The 22,856-nt window shown below is 60.8% G+C and carries 24 protein-coding genes; 13 read left to right on the plus strand and 11 right to left on the minus strand.

The window, feature by feature from the left end:
* Nucleotides 1–141 precede the first annotated feature (141 nt).
* The gene (locus AWU82_RS00340) at nucleotides 142–2,463 is read left to right on the plus strand and encodes a hybrid sensor histidine kinase/response regulator (protein ID WP_064383283.1); all 2,322 of its coding nucleotides are present in this window, start codon (nucleotides 142–144) and stop codon (nucleotides 2,461–2,463) included.
* Here the strand turns inward: AWU82_RS00340 and AWU82_RS00345 are convergent.
* The 3 genes from AWU82_RS00345 to msrB form a co-directional block, all read right to left on the minus strand.
* Entirely contained in the window at nucleotides 2,447–2,908 is a 462-nt protein-coding gene (locus tag AWU82_RS00345) for a MarR family winged helix-turn-helix transcriptional regulator (protein ID WP_064383285.1), read from the minus strand. The two genes, AWU82_RS00340 and AWU82_RS00345, sit on opposite strands and share 17 nt — an antisense overlap.
* Complete coding sequence (locus AWU82_RS00350) at nucleotides 2,905–3,390, minus strand: glutathione peroxidase (RefSeq protein ID WP_064383287.1); 486 nt, start codon at nucleotides 3,388–3,390, stop codon at nucleotides 2,905–2,907. The genes AWU82_RS00345 and AWU82_RS00350 overlap by 4 nt, the downstream gene beginning before the upstream one ends.
* A gap of 103 nt (nucleotides 3,391–3,493) precedes the next feature.
* On the minus strand, nucleotides 3,494–3,889 hold the full coding sequence (gene msrB, locus AWU82_RS00355) for a peptide-methionine (R)-S-oxide reductase MsrB (RefSeq protein WP_064383288.1): 396 nt from the start codon (nucleotides 3,887–3,889) through the stop codon (nucleotides 3,494–3,496).
* 225 nt (nucleotides 3,890–4,114) lie between these two features.
* Between msrB and AWU82_RS00360 the strand changes: the two genes are divergently transcribed.
* Together AWU82_RS00360 and htpX are read left to right on the plus strand one after the other, a co-directional pair.
* On the plus strand, nucleotides 4,115–5,326 hold the full coding sequence (locus tag AWU82_RS00360) for a pyridoxal phosphate-dependent aminotransferase (protein ID WP_007955711.1): 1,212 nt from the start codon (nucleotides 4,115–4,117) through the stop codon (nucleotides 5,324–5,326).
* Between the two features lie 304 nt (nucleotides 5,327–5,630).
* The gene (gene htpX / locus AWU82_RS00365; RefSeq protein WP_064383290.1) at nucleotides 5,631–6,518 is read left to right on the plus strand and encodes a protease HtpX; all 888 of its coding nucleotides are present in this window, start codon (nucleotides 5,631–5,633) and stop codon (nucleotides 6,516–6,518) included.
* A gap of 59 nt (nucleotides 6,519–6,577) precedes the next feature.
* Here the strand turns inward: htpX and AWU82_RS00370 are convergent, their stop codons facing one another.
* Nucleotides 6,578–7,231, minus strand: a complete 654-nt coding sequence (locus tag AWU82_RS00370) for a thiopurine S-methyltransferase (protein ID WP_064383291.1) — start codon at nucleotides 7,229–7,231, stop codon at nucleotides 6,578–6,580.
* Between the two features lie 102 nt (nucleotides 7,232–7,333).
* Between AWU82_RS00370 and AWU82_RS00375 the strand changes: the two genes are divergently transcribed.
* A complete protein-coding gene (locus AWU82_RS00375) occupies nucleotides 7,334–8,101 on the plus strand; it encodes a DODA-type extradiol aromatic ring-opening family dioxygenase (protein ID WP_064383293.1) in 768 nt (255 codons plus the stop codon).
* Nucleotides 8,102–8,177: 76 nt separating this feature from the next.
* Here AWU82_RS00375 and AWU82_RS00380 read toward each other — a convergent pair whose 3' ends face one another.
* Nucleotides 8,178–9,851 (minus strand): DEAD/DEAH box helicase, encoded by a 1,674-nt coding sequence (locus AWU82_RS00380; RefSeq protein WP_007955707.1) that lies wholly within the window; start codon nucleotides 9,849–9,851, stop codon nucleotides 8,178–8,180.
* A gap of 422 nt (nucleotides 9,852–10,273) precedes the next feature.
* On the opposite strand from AWU82_RS00380, the gene AWU82_RS00385 reads away from it, so the two are divergent.
* Nucleotides 10,274–11,065, plus strand: a complete 792-nt coding sequence (locus AWU82_RS00385; RefSeq protein WP_064383294.1) for a crotonase/enoyl-CoA hydratase family protein — start codon at nucleotides 10,274–10,276, stop codon at nucleotides 11,063–11,065.
* A gap of 3 nt (nucleotides 11,066–11,068) precedes the next feature.
* Here AWU82_RS00385 and AWU82_RS00390 read toward each other — a convergent pair whose 3' ends face one another.
* Nucleotides 11,069–11,824 carry a spermidine synthase gene (locus tag AWU82_RS00390; protein WP_007955705.1) on the minus strand — a complete coding sequence of 252 codons (756 nt, stop codon included), beginning with the start codon at nucleotides 11,822–11,824 and terminating at the stop codon, nucleotides 11,069–11,071.
* A 150-nt stretch (nucleotides 11,825–11,974) separates the two neighbouring features.
* On the opposite strand from AWU82_RS00390, the gene AWU82_RS00395 reads away from it, so the two are divergent.
* A complete protein-coding gene (locus AWU82_RS00395) occupies nucleotides 11,975–13,321 on the plus strand; it encodes a class II 3-deoxy-7-phosphoheptulonate synthase (protein ID WP_064383296.1) in 1,347 nt (448 codons plus the stop codon).
* Nucleotides 13,322–13,452: 131 nt separating this feature from the next.
* Here the strand turns inward: AWU82_RS00395 and AWU82_RS00400 are convergent, their stop codons facing one another.
* A complete protein-coding gene (locus AWU82_RS00400) occupies nucleotides 13,453–14,679 on the minus strand; it encodes a winged helix-turn-helix domain-containing protein (protein WP_064383297.1) in 1,227 nt (408 codons plus the stop codon).
* 64 nt (nucleotides 14,680–14,743) lie between these two features.
* Nucleotides 14,744–14,962: a DUF1127 domain-containing protein gene (locus AWU82_RS00405; protein WP_064383300.1), complete on the minus strand. Its 219-nt coding sequence runs from the start codon at nucleotides 14,960–14,962 to the stop codon at nucleotides 14,744–14,746.
* Between the two features lie 97 nt (nucleotides 14,963–15,059).
* On the opposite strand from AWU82_RS00405, the gene AWU82_RS00410 reads away from it, so the two are divergent.
* Nucleotides 15,060–15,914: a LysR substrate-binding domain-containing protein gene (locus AWU82_RS00410; RefSeq protein WP_170844876.1), complete on the plus strand. Its 855-nt coding sequence runs from the start codon at nucleotides 15,060–15,062 to the stop codon at nucleotides 15,912–15,914.
* Here the strand turns inward: AWU82_RS00410 and AWU82_RS00415 are convergent.
* Nucleotides 15,904–16,653 (minus strand): sulfite exporter TauE/SafE family protein, encoded by a 750-nt coding sequence (locus AWU82_RS00415; protein ID WP_064383301.1) that lies wholly within the window; start codon nucleotides 16,651–16,653, stop codon nucleotides 15,904–15,906. The two genes, AWU82_RS00410 and AWU82_RS00415, sit on opposite strands and share 11 nt — an antisense overlap.
* A 112-nt stretch (nucleotides 16,654–16,765) precedes the next feature.
* On the opposite strand from AWU82_RS00415, the gene AWU82_RS00420 reads away from it, so the two are divergent.
* The 4 genes from AWU82_RS00420 to AWU82_RS00435 all read left to right on the plus strand — a co-directional run bounded on the left by AWU82_RS00420 (nucleotide 16,766) and on the right by AWU82_RS00435 (nucleotide 20,010).
* On the plus strand, nucleotides 16,766–17,722 hold the full coding sequence (locus AWU82_RS00420) for a LysR family transcriptional regulator (RefSeq protein ID WP_064383304.1): 957 nt from the start codon (nucleotides 16,766–16,768) through the stop codon (nucleotides 17,720–17,722).
* An 83-nt stretch (nucleotides 17,723–17,805) separates the two neighbouring features.
* The gene (locus AWU82_RS00425; RefSeq protein ID WP_064383306.1) at nucleotides 17,806–18,270 is read left to right on the plus strand and encodes a MarR family winged helix-turn-helix transcriptional regulator; all 465 of its coding nucleotides are present in this window, start codon (nucleotides 17,806–17,808) and stop codon (nucleotides 18,268–18,270) included.
* A 273-nt stretch (nucleotides 18,271–18,543) separates the two neighbouring features.
* Entirely contained in the window at nucleotides 18,544–18,963 is a 420-nt protein-coding gene (locus AWU82_RS00430; RefSeq protein ID WP_034155242.1) for an organic hydroperoxide resistance protein, read from the plus strand.
* 33 nt (nucleotides 18,964–18,996) lie between these two features.
* The gene (locus AWU82_RS00435; RefSeq protein ID WP_011335302.1) at nucleotides 18,997–20,010 is read left to right on the plus strand and encodes an alpha/beta hydrolase; all 1,014 of its coding nucleotides are present in this window, start codon (nucleotides 18,997–18,999) and stop codon (nucleotides 20,008–20,010) included.
* A 65-nt stretch (nucleotides 20,011–20,075) separates the two neighbouring features.
* On the opposite strand, the gene AWU82_RS00440 is transcribed toward AWU82_RS00435, so the two are convergent.
* Nucleotides 20,076–20,645, minus strand: a complete 570-nt coding sequence (locus AWU82_RS00440) for an elongation factor P (protein ID WP_003226785.1) — start codon at nucleotides 20,643–20,645, stop codon at nucleotides 20,076–20,078.
* Between the two features lie 48 nt (nucleotides 20,646–20,693).
* A complete protein-coding gene (earP, locus tag AWU82_RS00445) occupies nucleotides 20,694–21,836 on the minus strand; it encodes an elongation factor P maturation arginine rhamnosyltransferase EarP (protein WP_064383308.1) in 1,143 nt (380 codons plus the stop codon).
* 124 nt (nucleotides 21,837–21,960) lie between these two features.
* Between earP and AWU82_RS00450 the strand changes: the two genes are divergently transcribed.
* Both AWU82_RS00450 and AWU82_RS00455 read left to right on the plus strand, forming a co-directional pair.
* Complete coding sequence (locus AWU82_RS00450) at nucleotides 21,961–22,368, plus strand: hypothetical protein (protein ID WP_011335304.1); 408 nt, start codon at nucleotides 21,961–21,963, stop codon at nucleotides 22,366–22,368.
* Between the two features lie 2 nt (nucleotides 22,369–22,370).
* A complete protein-coding gene (locus tag AWU82_RS00455) occupies nucleotides 22,371–22,853 on the plus strand; it encodes a GreA/GreB family elongation factor (protein ID WP_064383310.1) in 483 nt (160 codons plus the stop codon).
* Nucleotides 22,854–22,856: the final 3 nt, after the last annotated feature.

Here is a 22,856-nt window from a genome sequence, read left to right on the forward strand (position 1 = left end):
TGATGATGGCGGTGCAGCGACGACAGACAGCGTTCGAAACCTGTCCCGGGCCTTGTTACAAGGCGCTTCGGGAACCCCGGAATCCGTGCATGATCGACTATGCTTGAGCAGCGAAGGGAAACGGAAGTGGTTCAACACCCCATGGATATCAAATTCACCCACCGGCTGTCGTACAAACAGGCGCGGCTTACCGTGCTGGTCGGGTTCATTCTGGGCACGCTGCTCAGCCTGCTGCAAATCGGCATCGATTATGCCAGTGAAGACGCGTCCATCAATCGTGAAATCCTGTCTTTGCTGGAAATCAGCCATAACCCGGCCTCACGCATCGCCTACAACATCGATGCCGAACTGGCGCAGGAACTGACCCTGGGCCTGCTGCGTTCGCCGGCCATCATTTCCGCAAGACTCACCGATAACAACCAGACGGTATTGGCCAGCGTCAAACGCCCGGAGCTGCAAAGCGGCTACCGGATGATCAGCGACTTCCTGTTCGGCGCCAAACGTCAGTTCGAAGACCGTCTTTATCTCGATCACTTGCCCAACGAATCCCTCGGCACCCTGAGCCTGGAAGTCGATACCTTCGCCTTTGGCAGCCGCTTTCTGCGCCGCGCGGAAGTCACGCTGCTCAACGGTTTCGCCCGCAGCCTGATCCTGACCGGGATCCTGCTCGCGCTGTTCTACGTGATGCTCACCAAACCCCTGGTGCGAGTGATCCGTGAACTCAGCGGCCGCGACCCGCGCAGTGCCGAGCCGACCACCCTGGAATGTCCGGGTGGGCACGCCAATGACGAGATCGGCGTGCTGGTCAAGGTTGCCAATCAGCAGTTCGAGAACATCGCCACGGAAATCCAGCAACGGCGCAATGCAGAAAACCGTCTCACCGACTACCTCGCACAACTCGAAGACATCGTCTCGGCGCGTACCGCCGAGCTCAAGGCGATCAACGCGCGACTCAGCCAGTCCAACCAGGAACTGGAAGTGGCCCGCAGCACGGCACTGGACATGGCCGAGGCTCGCTCGGCATTCCTCGCCAACATGAGCCACGAGATCCGTACCCCGCTCAACGGCTTGCTGGGAATGATCGCTCTGTCGCTCGATGGTCCGCTCAACGCCGAACAGCAGCAACAACTGTCCATCGCCCACGACTCCGGCAAGGTATTGGTGGAATTGCTCAACGACATTCTCGACCTGTCCAAATTCGATGCCGGGCAGCTGGAGCTCGAACACATTCCCTTCGATCTCGGCTCACTGATCGAAGACACCGCCAACCTGCTGTCGCAGAACGCGGCGCCGAGTGTCGAGCTGACCTGCCTGATCGATCCGTACTTCCCGGCGCTGGTGCTTGGCGATCCGACCCGGGTCAGGCAGATCGTCAGCAACCTGCTGTCCAATGCCCTGAAATTCACTCGTTTCGGCCGGGTCGATGTGCGTTTGTCCACCTGGAAGGACGGTGTCCGGATCGAGGTCTGCGACACCGGCATCGGCATCGCCCAGGAAGCGCAGGTAAAGATTTTCCAGCCGTTTACCCAGGCGGGTGCCGGGATCACTCGCCAGTACGGCGGCACCGGGCTCGGTCTGGCACTGACCTACAACCTGTGCGAAGCCATGCAGGGGCGTCTGACCATCAGTTCCGAAGTGGGTTTCGGCAGTCAGTTCTGCGCTGAGCTGCCACTGCCCTGCCACACCCGCGCGGTGATTCCACCCCCGTTGCACGGAAAAGTGCTGGCGATCACCAACGCGGTCAGCGGGCTGGCGGAGCTGCTGGAAAGCCTGCTGCCGGTCTGGGGATTGACCTACGAGCAGCGAACCCTGGACGACCCGCTGCTCGGCCTCTCCCCCGACGTCATCATCACCGACTGCCCCGAATGCCTGTTCGGTCTGCGTCCGGCGATGACGGCGCCGATTCTGCTGGTGACGGCTTATGGCAGTTTCATGCCGGGTGAAGAAGCCACTGCCCTTGCCCCATTGCAGCAGCAGGCTAGACCGCTGGCCCGCAACGCGCTGTATCAGAATCTGCGTCGGACACTGCAGCCGGACCTCACCACCATCGACCGCGCACGCCTCGAAAGCGTGCCGTCGCAGCGGCGCGGTCGGGTACTGCTGGTGGAGGACAACCCGGTCAATCAACTGGTGGCCAAGGGCATGCTGGGGAAACTCGGGTGCGATGTCGTGGTTGCTGCCCACGGTGTGGAAGCGCTGGATCAGTTGGAACACGACGAATTCGATCTGGTGCTGATGGACTGCAACATGCCGGTGATGGACGGCTACGAAGCCAGCCGTCAGATTCGCCAGAGCGGACGCTGGCCGCATCTGCCGATTGTCGCCCTGACCGCCAACGCCATGTCCGAGGAACGCGAACGCTGCCGGGCGGCGGGCATGAGCGACTATCTGGCCAAGCCGTTCCGTCGTGAAGAACTGGCGGCGTTGCTGGACCAGTGGATTCCGACTACGACAGTGCTTTGATCTGCCCCAGCAAGTGATCAAGACCGCTACGCAAGTCATTGAGCCGGTCCAGATCAACCCCGCTGTCGCACAACAGCCGCGCCTTCAACGGCCCGACCTGTTCACGCAGCGCCTGCCCTTGCTGCGTAAGGCTCAGATGAACTTCACGCTCGTCCCGGGCCGAGCGCTGACGCTGAACCAGTTGCAGTTGCTCCAATCGCTTGAGCAGCGGCGTCAGCGTGCCGGAGTCCAGTGCCAGACGCTCACCCAGCGCCTTGACTGTCGGTTGCTCCGGCGCAGTTTGCTGCCATTCCCACAACACCAGCATTGCCAGATATTGCGGATAGGTCAGGCCGAGCTGATCGAGCATCGGCTTGTAGGCACGGATCACCGCCCGCGACGCGGCGTACAACTTGAAGCACAGCTGACTGTCGAGCTTCAGCGAATCGGCGGACAGGTTGTTCATTTGAGCAGGGCTTCGATCTCACGGCTCAGATCCTGCGGCTTGGTGGCCGGGGCGAAGCGCTTGACCAGCTGGCCGTCCTTGCCGATCAGGAATTTGGTGAAGTTCCACTTGATGCCCTGGGAGCCCAGCACGCCTGGCGCGCGCTTCTTCAACTGCACGAACAGCGGGTGCGCCCCGGTACCGTTGACTTCGACCTTCTTGAACAGCGGGAAGCTGACACCGTAGTTCAGCTCGCAGAACTCGCTGATGGCGCCTTCGTTCCCCGGCTCCTGCTTGCCGAACTGATTGCAAGGAAAGCCCAACACCACCAGGCCCTGATCCTTGTAGGTCTGCCACAGTTCCTCGAGGCCTTTGTACTGCGGCGTGAAACCGCATTTGCTGGCGGTATTGACCACCAGCACTGCCTTGCCGGCGAAATCGGCAAGGGTCTTTTGCTCGCCTTTGATGGTGGTGCACGGGATATTCAGCAGGTTGTCGCTCATGGTGCGCACTCTTGAAAAAATGGGTAGACGGCAAAAATAGCGAGCAATTGAATTGTGTGCAATTTAATTATCCGAAAGGCGACCCGTGGATCGCCCGTATCGACTACTCGCGCGGCACGAGGTCCAGGCACACCGAGTTGATGCAATAGCGCAGGCCAGTCGGTGGAGGGCCATCAGGGAAGACGTGACCCAGATGCGCATCGCACTTGGCGCACTTCACTTCGGTGCGGATCATGCCGTGGCTGGTGTCACGGATTTCGGTCATGGCGCTCTCGCCGATCGGCGCGTAGAAGCTTGGCCAGCCGCAACCGGAATCGAATTTGGTTTTGGAATCAAACAACGGCTCGTTGCAGCAGACGCAGTGATAGACACCGTCAGTCTTGGTGGCGTTGTATTTACCCGAGAACGGTCGCTCGGTAGCACTGAGACGACACACGTTGTATTGCTCGGGGTCGAGCATCGCCCGCCATTCTTCCAGGGTCTTTTCAATCTTTTCCATCATCACACCTCAGCGGCTGAAAAAGCCCGATCTGTACCTTTTCCACGGATCGGGCGGCACGTATGATTGCGCCTCGTCACACGCCAGTCTGGCAGCGGGTTCCTGCGCATTCAAACGGATTGTTGGAAACCGCCGCTCGAGACACTTGCCTGTGTGAAGACGCAGGATTCCCAGCACGGTTGTCCACCCGCCGCCTGGATCGTTCATTTTCGGGATCACATCGCCATGCAGTTCAGCAAATCGAACAAGCTCGCCAACGTCTGCTACGACATTCGCGGCCCGGTGCTCAAGCACGCCAAACGCCTGGAAGAGGAAGGCCATCGCATCCTCAAGCTGAACATCGGCAACCCGGCGCCCTTTGGTTTCGAAGCGCCGGACGAAATTCTCCAGGATGTGATCCGCAACCTGCCCACCGCCCAGGGCTACAGCGATTCCAAAGGCCTGTTCAGCGCGCGCAAGGCGGTGATGCAGTATTACCAGCAGAAGCAGGTCGAAGGTGTCGGCATCGAAGACATCTACCTGGGCAACGGCGTGTCCGAGCTGATCGTGATGTCGCTGCAGGCACTGCTCAACAACGGCGACGAAGTGCTGGTGCCGGCCCCGGACTACCCGCTGTGGACCGCAGCCGTGAGCCTCGCCGGCGGCAACGCGGTGCATTACCTGTGCGACGAGGGCGCCGACTGGTTCCCTGACCTGGCCGACATCAAGGCCAAGATCACCCCGAACACCAAGGCGATGGTGATCATCAACCCGAACAACCCGACTGGCGCGGTGTATTCGAAGGAAGTGCTGCTGGGCATGCTCGAACTGGCCCGCCAGCACAACCTGGTGGTGTTCTCTGACGAAATCTACGACAAGATTCTTTATGACGACGCCGTGCACATCTGCACCGCTTCGCTGGCCCCGGACCTGCTGTGCCTGACCTTCAACGGCTTGTCCAAGTCGTATCGCGTGGCGGGTTTCCGTTCCGGCTGGATCGCCATTTCCGGGCCGAAACACAACGCCCACAGCTACATCGAAGGTATCGACATGCTGGCCAACATGCGCCTGTGCGCCAACGTGCCGAGCCAGCATGCGATCCAGACCGCCCTGGGTGGCTATCAGAGCATCAACGATCTGGTACTGCCGCAAGGTCGCCTGCTGGAACAGCGCAACCGCACCTGGGAGTTGCTCAACGACATTCCCGGCGTGAGCTGCGTGAAGCCGATGGGCGCACTGTACGCATTCCCGAAGATCGACCCGAAAGTCTGCCCGATCCACAACGACGAGAAATTCGTGCTCGACCTGCTGCTCTCCGAGAAGCTGCTGGTGGTGCAGGGCACGGCGTTCAACTGGCCGTGGCCTGACCACTTCCGCGTGGTCACCCTGCCGCGGGTCGATGACCTGGACATGGCCATCGGTCGCATCGGCAACTTCCTCAAGTCCTACCGCCAGTAACCGGCGCTCAGTGCGCAACGGCCCGAACGTTGCGCACTGTCTGATTCAGCAACACTTCTGCTGCGCCCCTCCTCCAGCACCTTCTACACTTGCGACTCATACGAATCATGCGTGCCTGACGCAATGAGACCGGGTGGCGCGTGCCTGTCATCCATACCGGATCAAGAAGTGGGAAATGTCCCATGGCACAGCGAATCCGGTGTAGGACACAGTTTGAAATAGTCACTCGGTTGAATCGCCAGGTGCCGCACCTTATATACCCCGCAGTACGCTACATCTTTAGCTTGAGGAGACTTCTACAACCATGATGCGCATCCTGCTGTTTTTGGCCACTAACCTGGCGGTCGTGCTGATAGCCAGCATCACCCTGAGCCTTTTCGGCTTCAACGGGTTCATGGCGGCCAACGGGGTTGATCTCAACCTCAGTCAGCTGCTGGTTTTCTGTGCAGTCTTTGGTTTTGCCGGTTCCCTGTTCTCGCTGTTCATCTCCAAGTGGATGGCGAAGATGAGCACCGGCACCCAGATCATCACCCAGCCACGCACTCGTCACGAGCAATGGCTTCTGCAAACCGTCGAGCAATTGTCCCGGGAAGCCGGAATCAAGATGCCCGAAGTCGGGATTTTCCCGGCCTACGAAGCGAACGCCTTCGCTACCGGCTGGAACAAGAACGACGCACTGGTCGCGGTCAGCCAGGGCTTGCTCGAGCGCTTCAAGGAAGACGAAGTGCGGGCCGTGCTGGCTCACGAGATCGGTCACGTGGCCAATGGCGACATGGTTACGCTGGCGCTGATCCAGGGCGTGGTGAACACCTTCGTGATGTTCTTCGCGCGGATCATCGGCAACTTCGTCGACAAGGTGATCTTCAAGAACGAAGAAGGCCAGGGCATGGCCTACTACATCGCGACCATCTTCGCCGAACTGGTACTGGGCATTCTGGCCAGCGCGATCGTGATGTGGTTCTCGCGCAAGCGCGAGTTCCGTGCCGACGATGCCGGTGCCCGCCTGGCCGGTACCGGCGCGATGATCAACGCATTGCAACGCCTGCGCGCCGAACAGGGCCTGCCGGTGCACATGCCGGATACCCTGAACGCCTTCGGCATCAACGGTGGCATCAAACAAGGGTTCGCCCGCATGTTCATGAGCCACCCGCCGCTGGAAGATCGTATCGACGCCCTGCGTCGTCGCGGTTGATCAAACCGGCGTACCAATGAAAAGGCCCGCAGTGATGCGGGCCTTTTTTTGCCTGTCGTTTACGCCCCGCAAATCCGGTAAACCCGTTCCTCAAGCCGGGTTACGCCGGCCTGCACGAACTTCCAGCTGTCACCGAGTACATCCTGCTGCTCCAGCATTTCGACGCGCCAGACACTGCCCAGCAAACGCTGCACTTCGGCATCATCCACGGAAAATGGCGGCCCTGGCATCTGCGACTGATCGTAATCCAGCGTTACCAACAGTCCTCGACACGTCGGCAGAATGCTCTGCAGGTGCGCCGCGTAGCGCTCGCGCATCATCGGCGGCAAGGCAATCAGCGCCGCCCGGTCGTACAGCGCGGTGCAACCCGCCACGTTAGCCGCCGTCAGCGAAAAGAAATCCCCACACCACAATTCGATCGCGCCAGCGCGATAAACCTTGAAGCCGCCCTCTTCGCTGATCTGCGGCTGCAGTTGCTGCTCACGGAAGAAGTCTTCGACAGCCCTCTGCGACAGCTCGACGCCGAGCACCCGATGCCCACGCCCGGCAAGCCACAGCAGATCCAGACTTTTACCGCACAACGGCACCAGCACACGCGCCGGCGCCGGGATGGCCAGATCGGGCCAGTGCCGCTGCAAATACGGGTTCACCTCCGGCTGGTGAAAGCCGATCTGGTTCGATTCCCACTTCTTGTGCCAAAACTCCGGCTGCATGCATCCTCCAAAGAATTCGATCAAAAGGCGTTAAAACTTATATTGGAATTAGATCAATGAACTGACTGAAGATGAACCATCTTAACGCTCAGGAACCCTTCCATGTTTCCCAGCCTGTTTATCTCTCACGGCTCGCCCATGCTGGCGCTGGAGCCTGGTGCCAGTGGCCCGGCCCTGGCGCGGCTGGCGACCGAACTGCCACGCCCGGAAGCCATCGTCATCGTTTCCGCTCATTGGGAAAGCCATGAGCTACTGGTCAGCAGCCATCCGCAGCCGGAAACCTGGCACGACTTCGGCGGTTTCCCCCGCGCGTTATTTGAGGTGCAGTATCCGGCCCCGGGCAATCCGCAACTGGCCCGCGAGGTTGCCGACCTGTTGACTTCCAACAACCTGCCGGCGCGCCTCGACCCGCAACGACCGTTCGATCACGGCGTGTGGGTGCCACTGTCGCTGATGTACCCGCAGGCCGATATCCCGGTGGTTCAGGTTTCCCTGCCCAGCCGTGGCGGCCCGGCGTTGCAGAACCGCGTCGGCCAGGCGCTGGCCAGTCTGCGCGATCAGGGCATTCTGTTGATCGGTTCTGGCAGCATCACCCACAACCTGCGAGAACTGGACTGGCACGCCGGCCCGGAAAGCGTCGAGCCGTGGGCCCGGGACTTCCGCGACTGGATTGTCGACAAACTGGCTGCCAACGACGAAGCCGCATTGCACGATTACCGCCAGCAGGCACCGAACGCAGTACGCAACCATCCAAGTGACGAGCACCTGTTGCCGCTGTACTTCGCCCGAGGTGCCGGCGGCGACTTCAGCATTGCCCATCAAGGCTTCACCATGGGCGCGTTGGGCATGGACATCTACCGCTTCGGCTAATGCCCAAATCGCAGGCAAAAAAATCCCCGAACCAGTCGGGGATTTTTTATGTTCGATCAATCAGCCCAAGGGCGGATCAATCCTCGCGGTAGCGACGCAGTTTCAGCTGCTTACCGGCAACGCGAGTGTCCTTCAGTTTGGTCAGGAGTTTGTCCAGACCATCTTCCGGCAGCTCGACGAGGCTGAAGCTGTCACGCACCTGGATGCGACCGATGGCTTCACGTGCCAGACCACCTTCGTTGAGGATGGCGCCCAGCAGGTTTTTCGCCGCGATACCGTCACGCGCGCCCAGCGCGGTACGGCAACGGGCACGGCCTTCGCCCAGCGGCATCGGTGCACGACGCTCACGATCACCACGGTCCGGACGATCACCGGAACGCTCAGGACGGTCGCCACGCGGTGCGCTGTTCGGCACCAGTGGGCGTTCCTTCTCGATCGCTGCCAGGTTCAGCGCCTGACCATTGGTGGCCTTGCGCAGCAGAGCGGCAGCCAGGGCACGCGGGGTGCAACCGATGTCGGCAGTCAGGCGATCCAGCAGATCACCGTGAGTCGATTCGGCGTCAGCCACCAGCGGCGACAGGCTGTTGGTCAGTTTCTTGATGCGGGCATCGAGAACGGCCTGGGCGTCCGGCAGACGCACTTCGGCAACTTTCTGACCGGTCACACGCTCGATTACCTGCAGCATGCGGCGCTCACGCGGCGTCACCAGCAGCAGCGCGCGGCCTTCGCGACCGGCACGGCCGGTACGGCCGATACGGTGCACGTAGGATTCCGGATCGTACGGCATGTCCACGTTGAACACGTGGGTGATGCGCGGAACGTCCAGACCACGGGCGGCAACGTCGGTCGCCACAACGATGTCCAGACGGCCATCCTTGAGCGAGTCGATCACGCGCTCACGCTGGTTCTGGGCGATGTCGCCGTTCAACGCGGCGGCTTTGTAGCCTTTGGCGTCGAGGGCGCTGGCCAGATCCAGGGTCGCTTGCTTGGTGCGCACGAACATGATCAGAGCGTCGAAATCTTCCACTTCCAGCAAGCTGAGAACGGCAGAAGTCTTCTGGTCAGCGTGAACCAACAGGTGAGCCTGTTCGATCGCGGTAACGGTCTGGGTCTTGCTCTGGATCTTAACGTGCTTTGGATCGCGCAGGTGACGCTCGGCGATGGCACGGATCGATTGCGGCAGGGTCGCCGAGAACAATACGGTCTGACGGGTCTCCGGCATGGCCTTGAAGATCACTTCGAGGTCGTCCATGAAGCCCAGTTTGAGCATTTCGTCTGCTTCGTCGAGAACCAGGTGGTTCACGGTCTGCAGTACTTTTTCGTCGCGACGCAGGTGGTCGCACAGACGGCCCGGAGTGGCGACAACGATCTGTGCGCCATTACGGATTGCTTTCAATTGTGGGCCCATCGGCGCGCCGCCGTAGACAGCCACAACAGTCACGCCCGGCATTTGCTTGGCGTAGGTTTCGAAAGCGGTTGCAACTTGTAGCGCCAACTCACGAGTTGGGGCCAGGATCAGAGCTTGCGGCTCGCGCTTGGACGGATCAATGCGGTGCAGGATAGGCAGGGCAAAGGCAGCGGTTTTACCGGTACCGGTTTGCGCCTGACCAATCATATCGTGACCGGCGAGGATGATCGGGATCGACTGCTGCTGAATGGCCGAAGGCTCTTCATAGCCGGTAGCGACTACTGCAGCGACAATATTGGGATGAAGTTCAAGAGCGGCGAAGCCGCCGATTTCCTGGGTCATGGGTCTGCCTCTAAGTGCATCCGCAAAGACCCATGCTCCAAAGCTGCACATGCCGTGTTGAGACTCAAGAGTCGCCCTGGCAGCTTTGTCGGCGGGGATTTGCGAAAACGAATGAATGAAAAAGAATCGTCAAGGAAGAGCCCGCAGTGCGGACGTGCAGCCGAAGCTGACTTCGGGGAATTGCGCTACCTAAACGCGGCCCGGTTAAAGGCCGGCGCGCACTATACCGGAATTTGCCCAAAAAGGGAGCTTTTTTTATCGGCAAAATACAGTTGTCACCGCTGTGTAACGGGGTTTTGCGGATAATCGGGCAAAGGTCTACTTTTCAAAGACCCCGGCCCTGCGGGCGATGGCGCTTAAACGATTCACCGATGTGCGGCATCTGGTCGCTGCACCCTTTCTTCCCCTGCGAGGAAACACCCATGAATCAGCCCTGCCCCGGCCGCGTGAGCCGTGCGCGCCACGGTCATGTGCATTTGATCGGTCTGGACCGCGCTGCCAAGCGCAACGCCTTCGACCTCGACCTGCTCAACGACCTGGCCCTGGCCTATGGCGAATTCGAGGCCGACAGTAACGCACGGGTGGCGGTGGTGTTCGGGCATGGCGAGCATTTCACCGCCGGGCTCGATCTGGTCAACGCCAGTTCTGCCCTCGCCCAGGGCTGGCAGGTGCCGCCCGGCGGTTGCGATCCGTGGGGCGTTTTCGTCGGACCACGGGTCAGCAAACCGGTGATCGTCGCTGCGCAGGGTTACTGCCTGACCATCGGCATCGAGCTGATGCTCGCCGCCGACATCAACCTGTGCGCCAGCAATACTCGATTCGCGCAGATGGAAGTGCAGCGTGGGATCTTTCCGTTCGGCGGTGCGACATTGCGCTTCCATCAGATCGCCGGCTGGGGCAATGCGATGCGCTGGCTGCTGACCGGCGATGAGTTTGATGCCCATGACGCCTTGCGCCTAGGGCTGGTGCAGGAAGTCATGGCCAGCGAGGATCTGCTGCCACGCGCCATCGAACTGGCCGAACGGATTGCCCGGCAGGCGCCGCTGGGCGTGCAGGCGACGCTGATGTCGGCGCGTCAGGCGCGCTATGAAGGCGAAACTGCGGCGGCTAAGAGCTTGCCGCCGCTGGTGAAGAAATTGCTGGCCACTGAAGACGCCAAGGAAGGTGTGCGCTCGCTGGTGGAGCGCAGGCCCGGCGTTTTCAAAGGCCTTTGAAGATCAGGTCGCCGGACGGATGCAGTTGATCAACGTCTGCAACGAGTAGCCCAGCTTAGGCGCCAGCGCTTCAGCCCGGGCGGTCAGCGCCTGCATGTCCAGCACCTGATCAAGATCCGCCGGCACGATCAGAATCACGTTGCCCTCCTTCACCGGCAGCTCCCAGTAATGCCGGTGATAGAGCCCGCGCAGCAGCGCCGCGCCCAAAGGTTTGCCGTCATCGGTGGCCCATTGGTTGATCACCAGCCAGCCACCGGGATTCAGACGTTTCTGACAATCGCCGAGGAAATTCCACGCAAGGTGCCCCGCGCCGGGACCGACATCGGTGTACAGATCAACGAAGATCAGATCCGCCGGTTCTGCTGTCGGCAGCAGTTCTAGAGCATCGCCAACGCGGATGTACAGCCGTGGATCGTCATCCAGCCCGAGGTATTCGATGGCCAGACGCGGTACGTCGGGGCGCAGCTCGATGGCTTCGACATCTTCCAGCGGCAGGAACTTGAGGCAGGCCTGGGTCAGCGTTCCTGCGCCCAACCCGAGAAACAGCGCGCTCTCCGGTTGCTCATGGCACAGCGCACCAATCAGCATCGCCCGGGTGTAGTCGTACTCCAGCCAGCTCGGGTCGGCGGTAAACACGCAGCTTTGCTCGATCGCATCGCCGAACTCCAGAAAGCGGTAGTCGGCCACTTCCAGCACGCGAATCACGCCGAACTCATCCTGTACCTCGGCGAGCAACAGCTCGACGCGCTCCTCAGTCATTTCGTCTCCTGGTGGTCACCGGGCGCGGTGACGCGATGGCACCGCTGTGGTGCCGTGGCAAAGCGGCGATTGTCGGCGAAGCGGCGGGAGCAGGTCACGCACTAATTGCTGCTAACATGGCCGTCCGTGCGTAGAACCTTAGAGACCGTGATGAGCCAACCCTGGAGCCCTGACAGCTGGCGCGCCCTGCCGATCCAGCAACAACCCCAATACCCCGACGCCGCGCATCTGCGCCAGGTCGAGCAGACGCTGGCCAGCTACCCGCCGCTGGTGTTTGCCGGCGAAGCGCGCGAGCTGCGTCGTCAGTTTGCCGAAGTCACCCAGGGCCGGGCGTTCCTGCTGCAAGGCGGCGACTGCGCCGAAAGCTTTGCCGAGTTCTCCGCCGCGAAGATTCGCGACACCTTTAAAGTGTTGCTGCAAATGGCGATCGTCATGACCTTCGCTGCCGGTTGCCCGGTGGTCAAGGTCGGGCGCATGGCCGGCCAGTTCGCCAAGCCGCGCTCGGCCAACGACGAAACCATCGACGGCGTGACCCTGCCGGCCTACCGGGGCGACATCGTCAACGGCATCGGTTTCGACTCGGCCAGCCGCGTACCGGATCCGGAGCGTCTGCTGCAGTCGTATCACCAGTCCACCGCCACCCTCAACCTGCTGCGCGCTTTCGCGCAAGGCGGTTTTGCCGACCTGCATCAGGTGCACAAGTGGAACCTGGACTTTATCGCCAACTCGGCGCTGGCGGAGAAGTACAGCCACCTCGCCGACCGCATCGATGAAACCCTGGCCTTCATGCGCGCCTGCGGCATGGACAGCTCGCCGCAACTGCGCGAGACCAGTTTCTTCACCGCCCACGAAGCACTGCTGCTGAACTACGAAGAAGCCTTCGTGCGCCGCGACAGCCTGACCAACGATTACTACGATTGCTCGGCGCACATGTTGTGGATCGGCGACCGCACCCGTCAGCTCGACGGCGCCCACGTCGAATTCCTGCGCGGAGTGAACAACCCGATCGGGGTCAAAGTCGGCCCGAGCATGAACCCCGACGACCTGATCCGCCTGATCGACGTGCTCAACCCGGACAACGATCCGGGCCGCCTCAACCTGATCGCGCGGATGGGCGCGAACAAGGTCGGCGATCACCTGCCGGCGCTGATCCGCGCGGTACAGCGCGAAGGCAAGCAGGTGCTGTGGAGCTCCGACCCAATGCACGGCAACACCATCAAGGCCAGCAGCGGTTACAAGACCCGCGACTTCGCGCAGATCCTTGGCGAAGTGAAACAGTTCTTCCAGGTACATGAAGCGGAAGGCAGCTACGCGGGCGGCATCCACATCGAGATGACCGGGCAGAACGTCACCGAGTGCATCGGTGGCGCGCGGCCGATCACTGAGGATGGCTTGTCGGATCGCTACCACACCCACTGCGACCCGCGGATGAATGCCGATCAGTCGCTGGAACTGGCGTTCTTGATCGCTGAAACGCTGAAGCAGGTTCGTCGCTAAGGTTCGATATCTTTAGCGTCTGAGCTGGCCTCTTCGCGGGCAAGCCCGCTCCCACAGAGTTTGTGTCGTACGCAATTTATGTATTCGACACACTACTTGTGGGAGCCTGGCTTGCCAGCGATGGCGGCAGTTCAGTCACCACCAAACCGAGCCAGCGCCATCCGCAACCTCCCCGCACTTTCCCGCTGACAATTGAGTTGCACCCGCGCGAGCCCCAACCAGTCCGCCATGCCCCGCAAGTTCAGCGCCAGCGCCAGCATCCCCGCCTCGTCCAGTCCGGTTTCTTCCTCGTGCACCGCATGCACCGCCAACCGCCCAGCCGCCCGTTCGGCGCGCAGATCAACCCGCGCAGCGATCCGTTCGTTGTGCAGAAACGGCAACACGTAATAGCCGTAGACCCGTTTATCCTGCGGCGTGTAGATCTCCAGCCGATAGCGGAAATCGAACAGCCGCTCGGTGCGGCTGCGTTCCCAGATCAGTGAATCGAAGGGTGACAGCAGCGCGCTGGCTTCGACTTTTCGAGGGACTTTCGGCTCGGGCAGGCAATAAGCAATCTGGCGCCATCCGGCGACTTCGCAAGTCAGCAGTTGTCCGTCCTCGACCAGTTCGGCCAGACGCGGGCGGGCATCGGAAGGATTCAGGCGGAAGTAATCACGCAAGTCTTTTTCCGTGCCGACACCGAGCGCCTGCGCTGCATGCAACAGCAAAACGCGTTGCGCCTCGGCTTCATCGAGCAGTGGCTGGTGCAGCACGGAAGCCGGAATCACCCGCTCCGGCAAGTCATACAACCGCTCGAAACCACGACGCCCGGCCACAGTGACTTCGCCGGCAGCGAACAACCATTCCAACGCGTACTTCTCCGCGCTCCAGTCCCACCATGGTCCGGGCTTTTCCTGGCGGGTCGACAGGCTGCCGGCGCCCAATGCACCCTGCTCTTCGACCGACGCCAGCACCCGGCGGATGGTGTCCTGTTGCTCGCGACCGAAACGCGCCAATTGCTGATAGATGTCTTCACCGCGCCTGGCCCGCTGCATGCGCCAGCCCATCAACGGGTACATCGACAACGGCAGCAGCGACGCTTCATGGCCCCAGTATTCGAACAGCGAACGACGTCGCCCCGAACTCCAGGCAGCCTGGTCGAGCAAATCGGAAGAATAGGAACCAAGACGAGAAAACAGCGGCAGGTAGTGCGAGCGCACTACGGCGTTGACGGAGTCGATCTGCAACAGGCCGAGACGCTCGATCAGCCGGTTGAGGTGCATGGCCTTGACAGCCGGCGGCTGGCGCCCGTGAAACCCTTGGGCAGCCAGTGCCAGACGTCGAGCCTGTTTAAGGGGGAAGGACAGCGTCGCGGGCATGTGTACCTCCATGTCTGCTCGCAACCTACCTCACTTGAAAGTGGTTTGTGTAGCAATGGCCTCATCATTTATGCATCGGATCGTCCCAGAACGGCCGCACCGACTCATGTTCGACATCGGCACGGCTGACCCCGATGTCCTTCAACGCTTCGTCGCTCAGGCTGGCGAGCAGTTCGCGTTCGCGGTGAAGTTCGTACCAACGGCTAAACTTGTGCAGCAGATCGGAAATCAGATGCATCGGTACAGCTTTTTGATCGCTTACATAGAGTTTTTGACCTTTCATCGTGTTGCCCTCCTTTAGGGATGGCTCAAGTCTCGCGCCAGCGCTACGATCAATCCAACGAATGTTTCTGATGGCATGCATCACGGAGATTCATCAATTGTCGGCGTATCCCAGTATCGATACCGATGTCCTTCGCACCTTTGTCGCAATTGCCGATCAGGGCGGTTTCACCCGTGCCGGCGAGATGGTCAACCGCACCCAATCGGCGGTGAGCATGCAGATGAAGCGTCTGGAAGAGGATGTGTTGCAGCGCCAGCTGTTCGAACGCGACGGGCGTCAGGTGCGCCTGACCGCCGAAGGCCAGGTGTTGCTTGGCTACGCGCGGCGCATCCTGAAATTGCACAGCGAGGTGTTCAACACCCTGCGCGAGCCGCACATGGTCGGCACGGTGCGGATCGGCACGCCGGATGACTACGTGATGCGGTTTCTGCCGGGGATCCTGTCGCGCTTTGCCCAGTTCTATCCGCTGATCCAGATCGAAGTGCATTGCGAGTCAACCAAACAGTTGCTGCAACGCACGGATCTGGATCTGTCGATTGTCACCCGTGAGCCGGGCAACGAAATTGGCCAGTTGTTGCGCAAGGAGCGTTTTGTCTGGGCCGAGGCGCAGAACTTCAGCGCCCACGAGCAGACGCCCTTGCCACTGGCAATGTTCAACAGTGATTGCTTCTGCCGCCTGTGGGCCTGCAATGCGCTGGACGCAATGGGCCGCGAGTACCGGATTGCCTACAACAGCACGAGCCTGTCGGCGTTGATGGCAGTGGTGAGCGCCGGCCTGGCGATCACCGCGCAACTGGAAAGCCTGATTACCCCCGACATGCGGATTCTTGGAGATGCCGAAAATCTGCCGCTGCTGCCCGAGGCCAGCATCATGCTGATCCGCAACCTCAACAATCCCTCGCCGATCACCGAGTGCCTGGCCGAGCACATCGTCGAAGGCTTCAAACTTTAAACGCGAGCATCACCGCGCACAGCACCAGGAACCCGCAGAACAGCCCACGCAGGAGTTTTTCCGGCATCGCGTGGGCCACTTTCACGCCCCAACTGATGCTGGCCAGACCGCCGATGGCCAGCGGCAGGCCGATCATCCAGTCCACTTCGTGGTGCACCGCGTACGTCACCAGCGTGACACCGGTGCTCGGCAACGCCAGCGCCAGAGACAGCCCCTGAGCGACCACCTGAGTGGTGCCGAACAGGCTGGTCAGCACCGGCGTCGCCACCACCGCCCCGCCGACACCGAACAAACCGCCCATCGCTCCCGACGCCGCGCCGAGTACGCCCAACCATGGCCATGAATAACGCATCTCGGACGTCGCCGCCGGGCGAGTGCCGAACATGCGCACCAGATTGTAGGCCGACAGCGCCACGAGGAACGCGACAAACCCGATGCGCATGGTTTGCGCGTCGATACCCACGGCCCAGATCGAACCGATCCACGCGAAACAAAATCCCATCACCGCCAGCGGCAACGCATGGCGGAGTTCAATGCGGTTGCGCTGGTGATAACGCCACAGCGCCAGCATCACGTTCGGCACCACCATCACCAGCGCCGTGCCTTGGGCGATTTGCTGATCAAGCCCGAACCACACGCCCAGCAGCGGAATGGCGATCAAGCCACCGCCGATGCCGAATATCCCACCCAGAGTGCCGAGGGCGGCGCCAAACAACAGGTACAGCAAAAACTCGATCACAGCACAATTCCTCATACGTCAGTCAGCTCATCGTACGCAGTCGGCGCTGGCACGGAAACGCACAGCAACGCACAATGGCTGTGCCAACTTCGCATAGGCGCTGAGCTGATCGATGAACCCCAATCAATTGACCGAACAACTCGGGCTGTTTCTCGATGTGCTGGAGAGCGGCAGCTTTTCTGCTGCTTCACGGCGACATCCGCTGACGCCATCCGCCGTTGCCCGGCGCATAGACAGTCTGGAAAGCGCTGTCGGCAGTCAGCTGTTCATCCGCAGTACCCATGCGGTGCGGGCCACGCCGGCGGGTCTGGCATTTGCCGAACGGGCGCGGCGGATTGTGGCCGAGTTGCAACTGGCCCGGGCCGAAGCGGTGTCCCTGAGCAGCGCCCCGGAAGGCCTGATTCGGGTGGATGCGCCGGCAGCATTCGGGCGTCGGCATCTGGCGCCGGTAATTGCCGATTTTCTGGTGCTGTATCCGGGGCTCGACGTGCAACTGCATCTGATCGACAGCTTTGTCGACATGGACGGTTCGAACCTGGGCAAGGTCGATCTGGTGTTGCGCGCCGGGCAGATGGCCGACACCCGGCTGGTGGCCACGCCATTGGCGAGCATCGTGCGCATTGCCTGCGCCAGCCCCGACTATCTGAAGCGTCGGGGAGTGCCGGGCGAGCCCGCGCATTTGAGCGAGCATGACGGCCTCGATTGGGACGGCCTCGCCCCACCCTTCGCCTGGCGATTCGCGCAGGACGGGCAGATGCAATTGCATCGCCCGGCGCGGGTACGCATGAGCGCCAACAACGCCGAGGCGTTGGTCTGCGGTGCACTGGCGGGGCTTGGGATTGCGCATCTGCCGACCTGGCTGGCCAGCGAATACCTGTTGCGTGGCGAGTTGCTGCCGCTGTTCTGTGAAAATGGCCTGCCAACGCCGGAAAGCGCCGGCATTTACGCGCTGCGGCTGCAACAGCAGGCCAGCTCCCGCAGCCGCCTGTTGCTGGAGTACCTCAAGACCCGGTTCAGCCCCGTGCCGCCGTGGGATCTGGCCCTGCAACGGGAGTTGGGCCGGCACTGACCAATTCACCACCGGGCACAATTGTCTGGCGCATTAAAGATTCGAGCGCTAGATTCATCTGCATTACCGTTCAAGGCACCGACATGACCACCGACCGCAACACCACCGATCATTGCGAAGACCTGCTGCTCGACAATCAGGCCTGCTTCGCCCTGCATTCCACTTCGCTGATGATGACCAAGGTCTACAAGCCACTGCTGCAAGCGCTTGGTCTGACCTATCCGCAGTACCTGGCGATGATGGTGTTGTGGGAGAAGGATGGTTTGACCGTCGGAGAAATCAGCACGCGCCTGCTGACCGATCCAGGGTCGCTGACCCCATTGCTCAAGCGTCTGGAAGGTGAAGGATTGCTCAGCCGAACGCGAAGCCGTGAGGATGAGCGAGTGGTGATCGTAGAGCTGACTGCACAGGGACGCGCCTTGAAAGACAAGGCCCGGACCGTGCCGCAATGCATCCTGGGGGCCAGCGGCTTCACGCTGGAGCGCCTGCAAAACCTGCAAGCCGAGTTGCAGGCCCTGCGGGGTCATTTGCAGGACAGCCTCACTTAAAGATTTCTCTTTCCTGTGGGCGCTGCCTTGCGCCCGCAGGCGTATCGCACCTTCCCCCGCTTATCCTCGAAAAAAATTCCCTCTGGCTTCAGATTCAAAAAAAACTTCTATATCAAAAACTTGAGATCACGACCCTGCCCGATCCAAGTGTCAATTCCCGCTCTCTTCAAAAATTTATCTTGCGCGCTAAATATTTGCGCAGTACATTTACTTCGCACCTAGTTAGCGCGCAAACAATTAGCGCAACAAACCACACTTGATGAGGCTCACACCATGCAAACTCTCTACACCGCAATCGCAACTTCCACTGGCGGCCGTGACGGTCGTGCGATCTCCAGCGACAACATCCTCGACGTCAAACTGGCCACCCCGAAGGAACTCGGCGGTGCCGGTGGCGCGGCTACCAACCCTGAGCAACTGTTCGCCGCCGGCTACTCGGCCTGCTTCATCGGCGCCCTGAAATTCGTCGCCAGCCAGACCAAACGCAAAATCCCGGACGACGCCTCGATCACCGCTCACGTCGGCATCGGCCAGATTCCTGGTGGTTTCGGTCTGGACATCGACCTGCACATCAGCCTGCCGGGTCTGGAACAGGCTGACGCACAAAGCCTGGTCGACGCAGCCCATCAGGTCTGCCCGTACTCCAACGCCACCCGTGGCAACGTCGATGTGCGTCTGCACGTCACCGTGTAATCACTGACACTCAGGCCCGTACAGGAAATGAACATGAACACTTTCAGCAAAGTCTTGACCGGTACCCTTCTCGCCCTGTCCATCCACAGCGCATTTGCCGGGGAGGTTGAACACAACACCCAGGCGTTTCTCGATGTGCTGAATGCCGGCACCGGCAAACCGATGGAACAGCTGACGCCCAAGGAGGCCCGCGCCGTGCTGACGGGCGCGCAGTCGGGGGTCAAACTGACGCTGCCCAAGGCGGACGTCAGCGAGAAAACCATCCAGGTCGATGGCCAACCGTTGAGCCTGACCATCGTCCGGCCGGCCGGGGTCAAGGGCGAGCTGCCGGTGTTCATGTTCTTCCACGGCGGCGGCTGGGTGCTGGGGGATTTCCCGACCCACGAACGTCTGGTGCGGGATCTGGTGGTCGGCTCGGGGGCGGCGGCGGTGTTCGTCAATTACACCCCCTCGCCGGAAGCGCATTACCCGGTGGCGATCAACCAGGCTTATGCCGCTACAAAATGGGTGGCCGAACACGGCAAAGAAATCAACGTCGACGGCAAGCGTCTGGCAGTGGCGGGTAACAGCGTCGGCGGCAACATGGCGGCAGTCGTCGCCTTGATGGCCAAAGACAAAGGCACCCCGGCGATCAAATTCCAGGTGCTGCTGTGGCCGGTAACCGATGCCAATTTCGACACCGGTTCGTACAACCAGTATGCCGAGGGACACTTCCTCACCCGCAACATGATGAAGTGGTTCTGGGACAACTACACCACCGACGCCAACCAGCGGAACGAGATCTACGCCTCGCCGCTGCGGGCCACCACTGCGCAGTTGAAAGGTCTGCCGCCTGCTCTGGTCCAGACTGCGGGGGCCGACGTGCTGCGTGACGAAGGTGAAGCCTACGCCCGCAAACTCGACGAAGCCGGCGTGCCGGTGACCTCGGTGCGCTACAACGGCATGATCCACGACTACGGTTTGCTCAACGTGGTCAGCCAGGTACCGGCGGTACGTTCGGCGATGCTGCAGGCCTCGGAAGAACTGAAGCAGCACCTGAAAAAGTAACTTTCATCAGGCACAAAAAAGCCCGACTCAATGGTCGGGCTTTTTCTTTCCTCAAAAAGCAGTGCTTATTTGGCACGGCCTTTGTAGGAACCGCCTTCGCGGGTATCGATCTCGATCATGTCGCCGATTTCGATGAAGTCAGCAACCGACAGCTCGGTACCGTTCTTCAGCTTGGCAGGCTTCATCACCTTGCCGGAAGTGTCACCGCGAGCGGAACCTTCGGTGTAGTCGACCTGACGCACGATGGTGGTCGGCAGCTCTACGGAAACCAGACGCTCTTCGAAGAACACGGCTTCACAAACGTCGGTCATGCCTTCTTCAACGAAAGGCAGAACGCTTTCGATGTCTTCGGCGTTCAGCTCGTACATGGTGTAGTCGGTGGTGTCCATGAACGTGTAGGTGTCGCCGCTGATGAAGGACAGGGTCGCTTCTTTGCGGTCCAGGATCACGTCGTCCAGCTTGTCGTCCGCACCGTAGACGGTTTCGGTCTTGTAACCGGTCAGCAGGTTCTTCAGCTTGGTCTTCATGATCGCGCTGTTACGGCCCGATTTGGTGAATTCAGCTTTCTGAACCAACCAAGGATCGTTGTCGATACGGATCACGGTACCGGGTTTGAGTTCTTTACCAGTTTTCATTGCGAATATCCGAATTTGGATGGGATTTACAAAAATCTAGGCCGCGTATCATATCCAATTTCGGTAAAACTGTACCAGCGCCGTCGCAAGATCCGCCTGCAAGGCCTGTTCCAGACACCACGCGCGGGCATTTTCCTGCAGTTCGGGCCAGTGTTTGCGGGCCTCGAGCCAGTGGTCGCCGATAGGCTGCCCGGCACTCCAGGCCCGCCAGAGACCGTTCATCGCCTCGGCGGCGGCAGGCGAAAGGCGGTTTGTGTAGAGCGCAAGAAAGGCGTCGAGCTTGTCCAGATGGATGTCTTCGTCCTGCTGATAGATGTGCCACAACATGGGACGGCCAGCCCACTGGGCCCGGACAAACGAATCCTCGCCGCGTACCGCGTTGAAATCGCAGCACCAGAGCAATTGATCGTATTGATCCTGACGGACGAACGGCAGCACCTGCACGGTCAGCGACTGACGAACGTGCATTGCCCCGACCGCCAGCAACTCGACCCCGAGCCAACGGGCGACATCGCCGAGAATCCGCCCTTCCGGCACCAGCAGATGGGTAGGCTTGGAGTCAGCCGCGAGCACATCCAGCCAACTGGCGAGCCCGGCATTCTCGTAGGCAAACAGCGAGATCAGTTGCGCATCGGGTGCAGGAACGATCCCCAGACCTTGCAGGAATTGTCGCTGCACCTTGGGATCCTGCTGAAACTGCTGACGCCGCTCCAGCAAACCCCTTTCACGCAACAAGCCGCCAGTTCCAGGCTGAAATCCCGGAAAGAAAAAGTACTTCTGCACCGACTTGTACTTCACCGACGGCAGTCCGTGGCACCCGACCACCCAGTCTTCGGCACTGAGGTAGTCGAGGTTCATCCACAACGGCGGTTTTTCCCTTGCGGCCATGGCGTCCATGTAGACGCTTGGCAACTGGCAGGCAAACGCAGCGATCACCACGTCGGCCGCATCGGCCTCCTGCCACTCGGCTGGCCAGTGCCGGACTTCGACGCCCTGCTGCCATTGCTGATCGAGGCCGATGTCGATTTCGGGACAAATGCGTTCGAAAGCGCGCAGATCATCGACCCACAGTCGCACCGCCACTGCGTGCTCGCTGACCAGTTGTCGGGCCAGACGCCAGGTCACGCCGATGTCGCCGTAGTTGTCGACGACCGTACAAAAAATGTCCCAGCGGGTGTTCAGTTGCGGCATTCAAGGCTCCCGTTGGCAAAAGCACCGATTGTCCGCATAAATCCCTCCATGCAGAAGAGCCGACGACAATTAATCTTCGTGCGACAATCGACTCCCGCCCGCACTCATCCGCCAGGAGGCAGTCATGCCCTATCGTCCCAACCCGCGTCGCCCCTTGCCTGTTCAGCTTAGCGCGCTGCAATTGACCGGCAGCATTGCCTTGGGTGTGTGGCTGGGTTTCCTGGCCATCGCGCTGACATGCTGGCTCGCTTCTTTACTCTTCAGCCGTCAGTTGCAACCCGTGGCGGAGGCGGTGCAACAACTGAGCAAGCCTCCGGTGGCCGCCCAGCCACAGCCGGAACCTGAACCACAAAACCGCCTGTTCGAGCAGTACGAAGAAAACCTGCGCAAGAACGAGCAACAGGCACGCCTGGATCAGGCCCGTGGCAGCACACGCAATCTGTCGAACCCCAAATGCCAGTTCTGGCTGCAACAGGATCAGACGGCCCCTAGCGAAAAGAGCCGCGCCAATGTCCTGCAATTCTGCGATTGATCATGAATAAACAGACGGTTCACCAACTGATTCTCGACAAACTGCGCGTTGACCTCGACATCGCCGAACGCGCGGCGCTGACCGCTTACGAAACCGCGACCCACGAAGAGAACATCGCCGAAAACAAGTACGACACCCTGGGACTCGAGGCGTCGTACCTGGCGGCAGGCCAGGCGAAACGGGTCGAGGAGATTCGACAGTCACTGGCGCTGTGCCAGAACCTGACGCTGCGCGCGTATGACGCTCAACGAGGGATTGAAGTCGGCGCCCTGCTCGGTCTGGAGGATGAAAAGGGTCGCGAGCAATGGCTGTTTCTGGCGCCGGATGCGGCGGGCGTGAAAGTCGACGTGGTAGGCCAGCCGATTACCGTCATCACCCCCCGCTCGCCGCTGGGCAAAAGCCTGCTGGGCAAGTTCGAGGGTGACGAGGTGGAGATTCTGGTGGCGGGCACCCGGCAACAGTTTGCTGTCACCGAGGTGCTGTAAACA

Source organism: Pseudomonas glycinae (assembly GCF_001594225.2).
Taxonomy (GTDB): Bacteria; Pseudomonadota; Gammaproteobacteria; order Pseudomonadales; family Pseudomonadaceae; genus Aquipseudomonas; species Aquipseudomonas glycinae.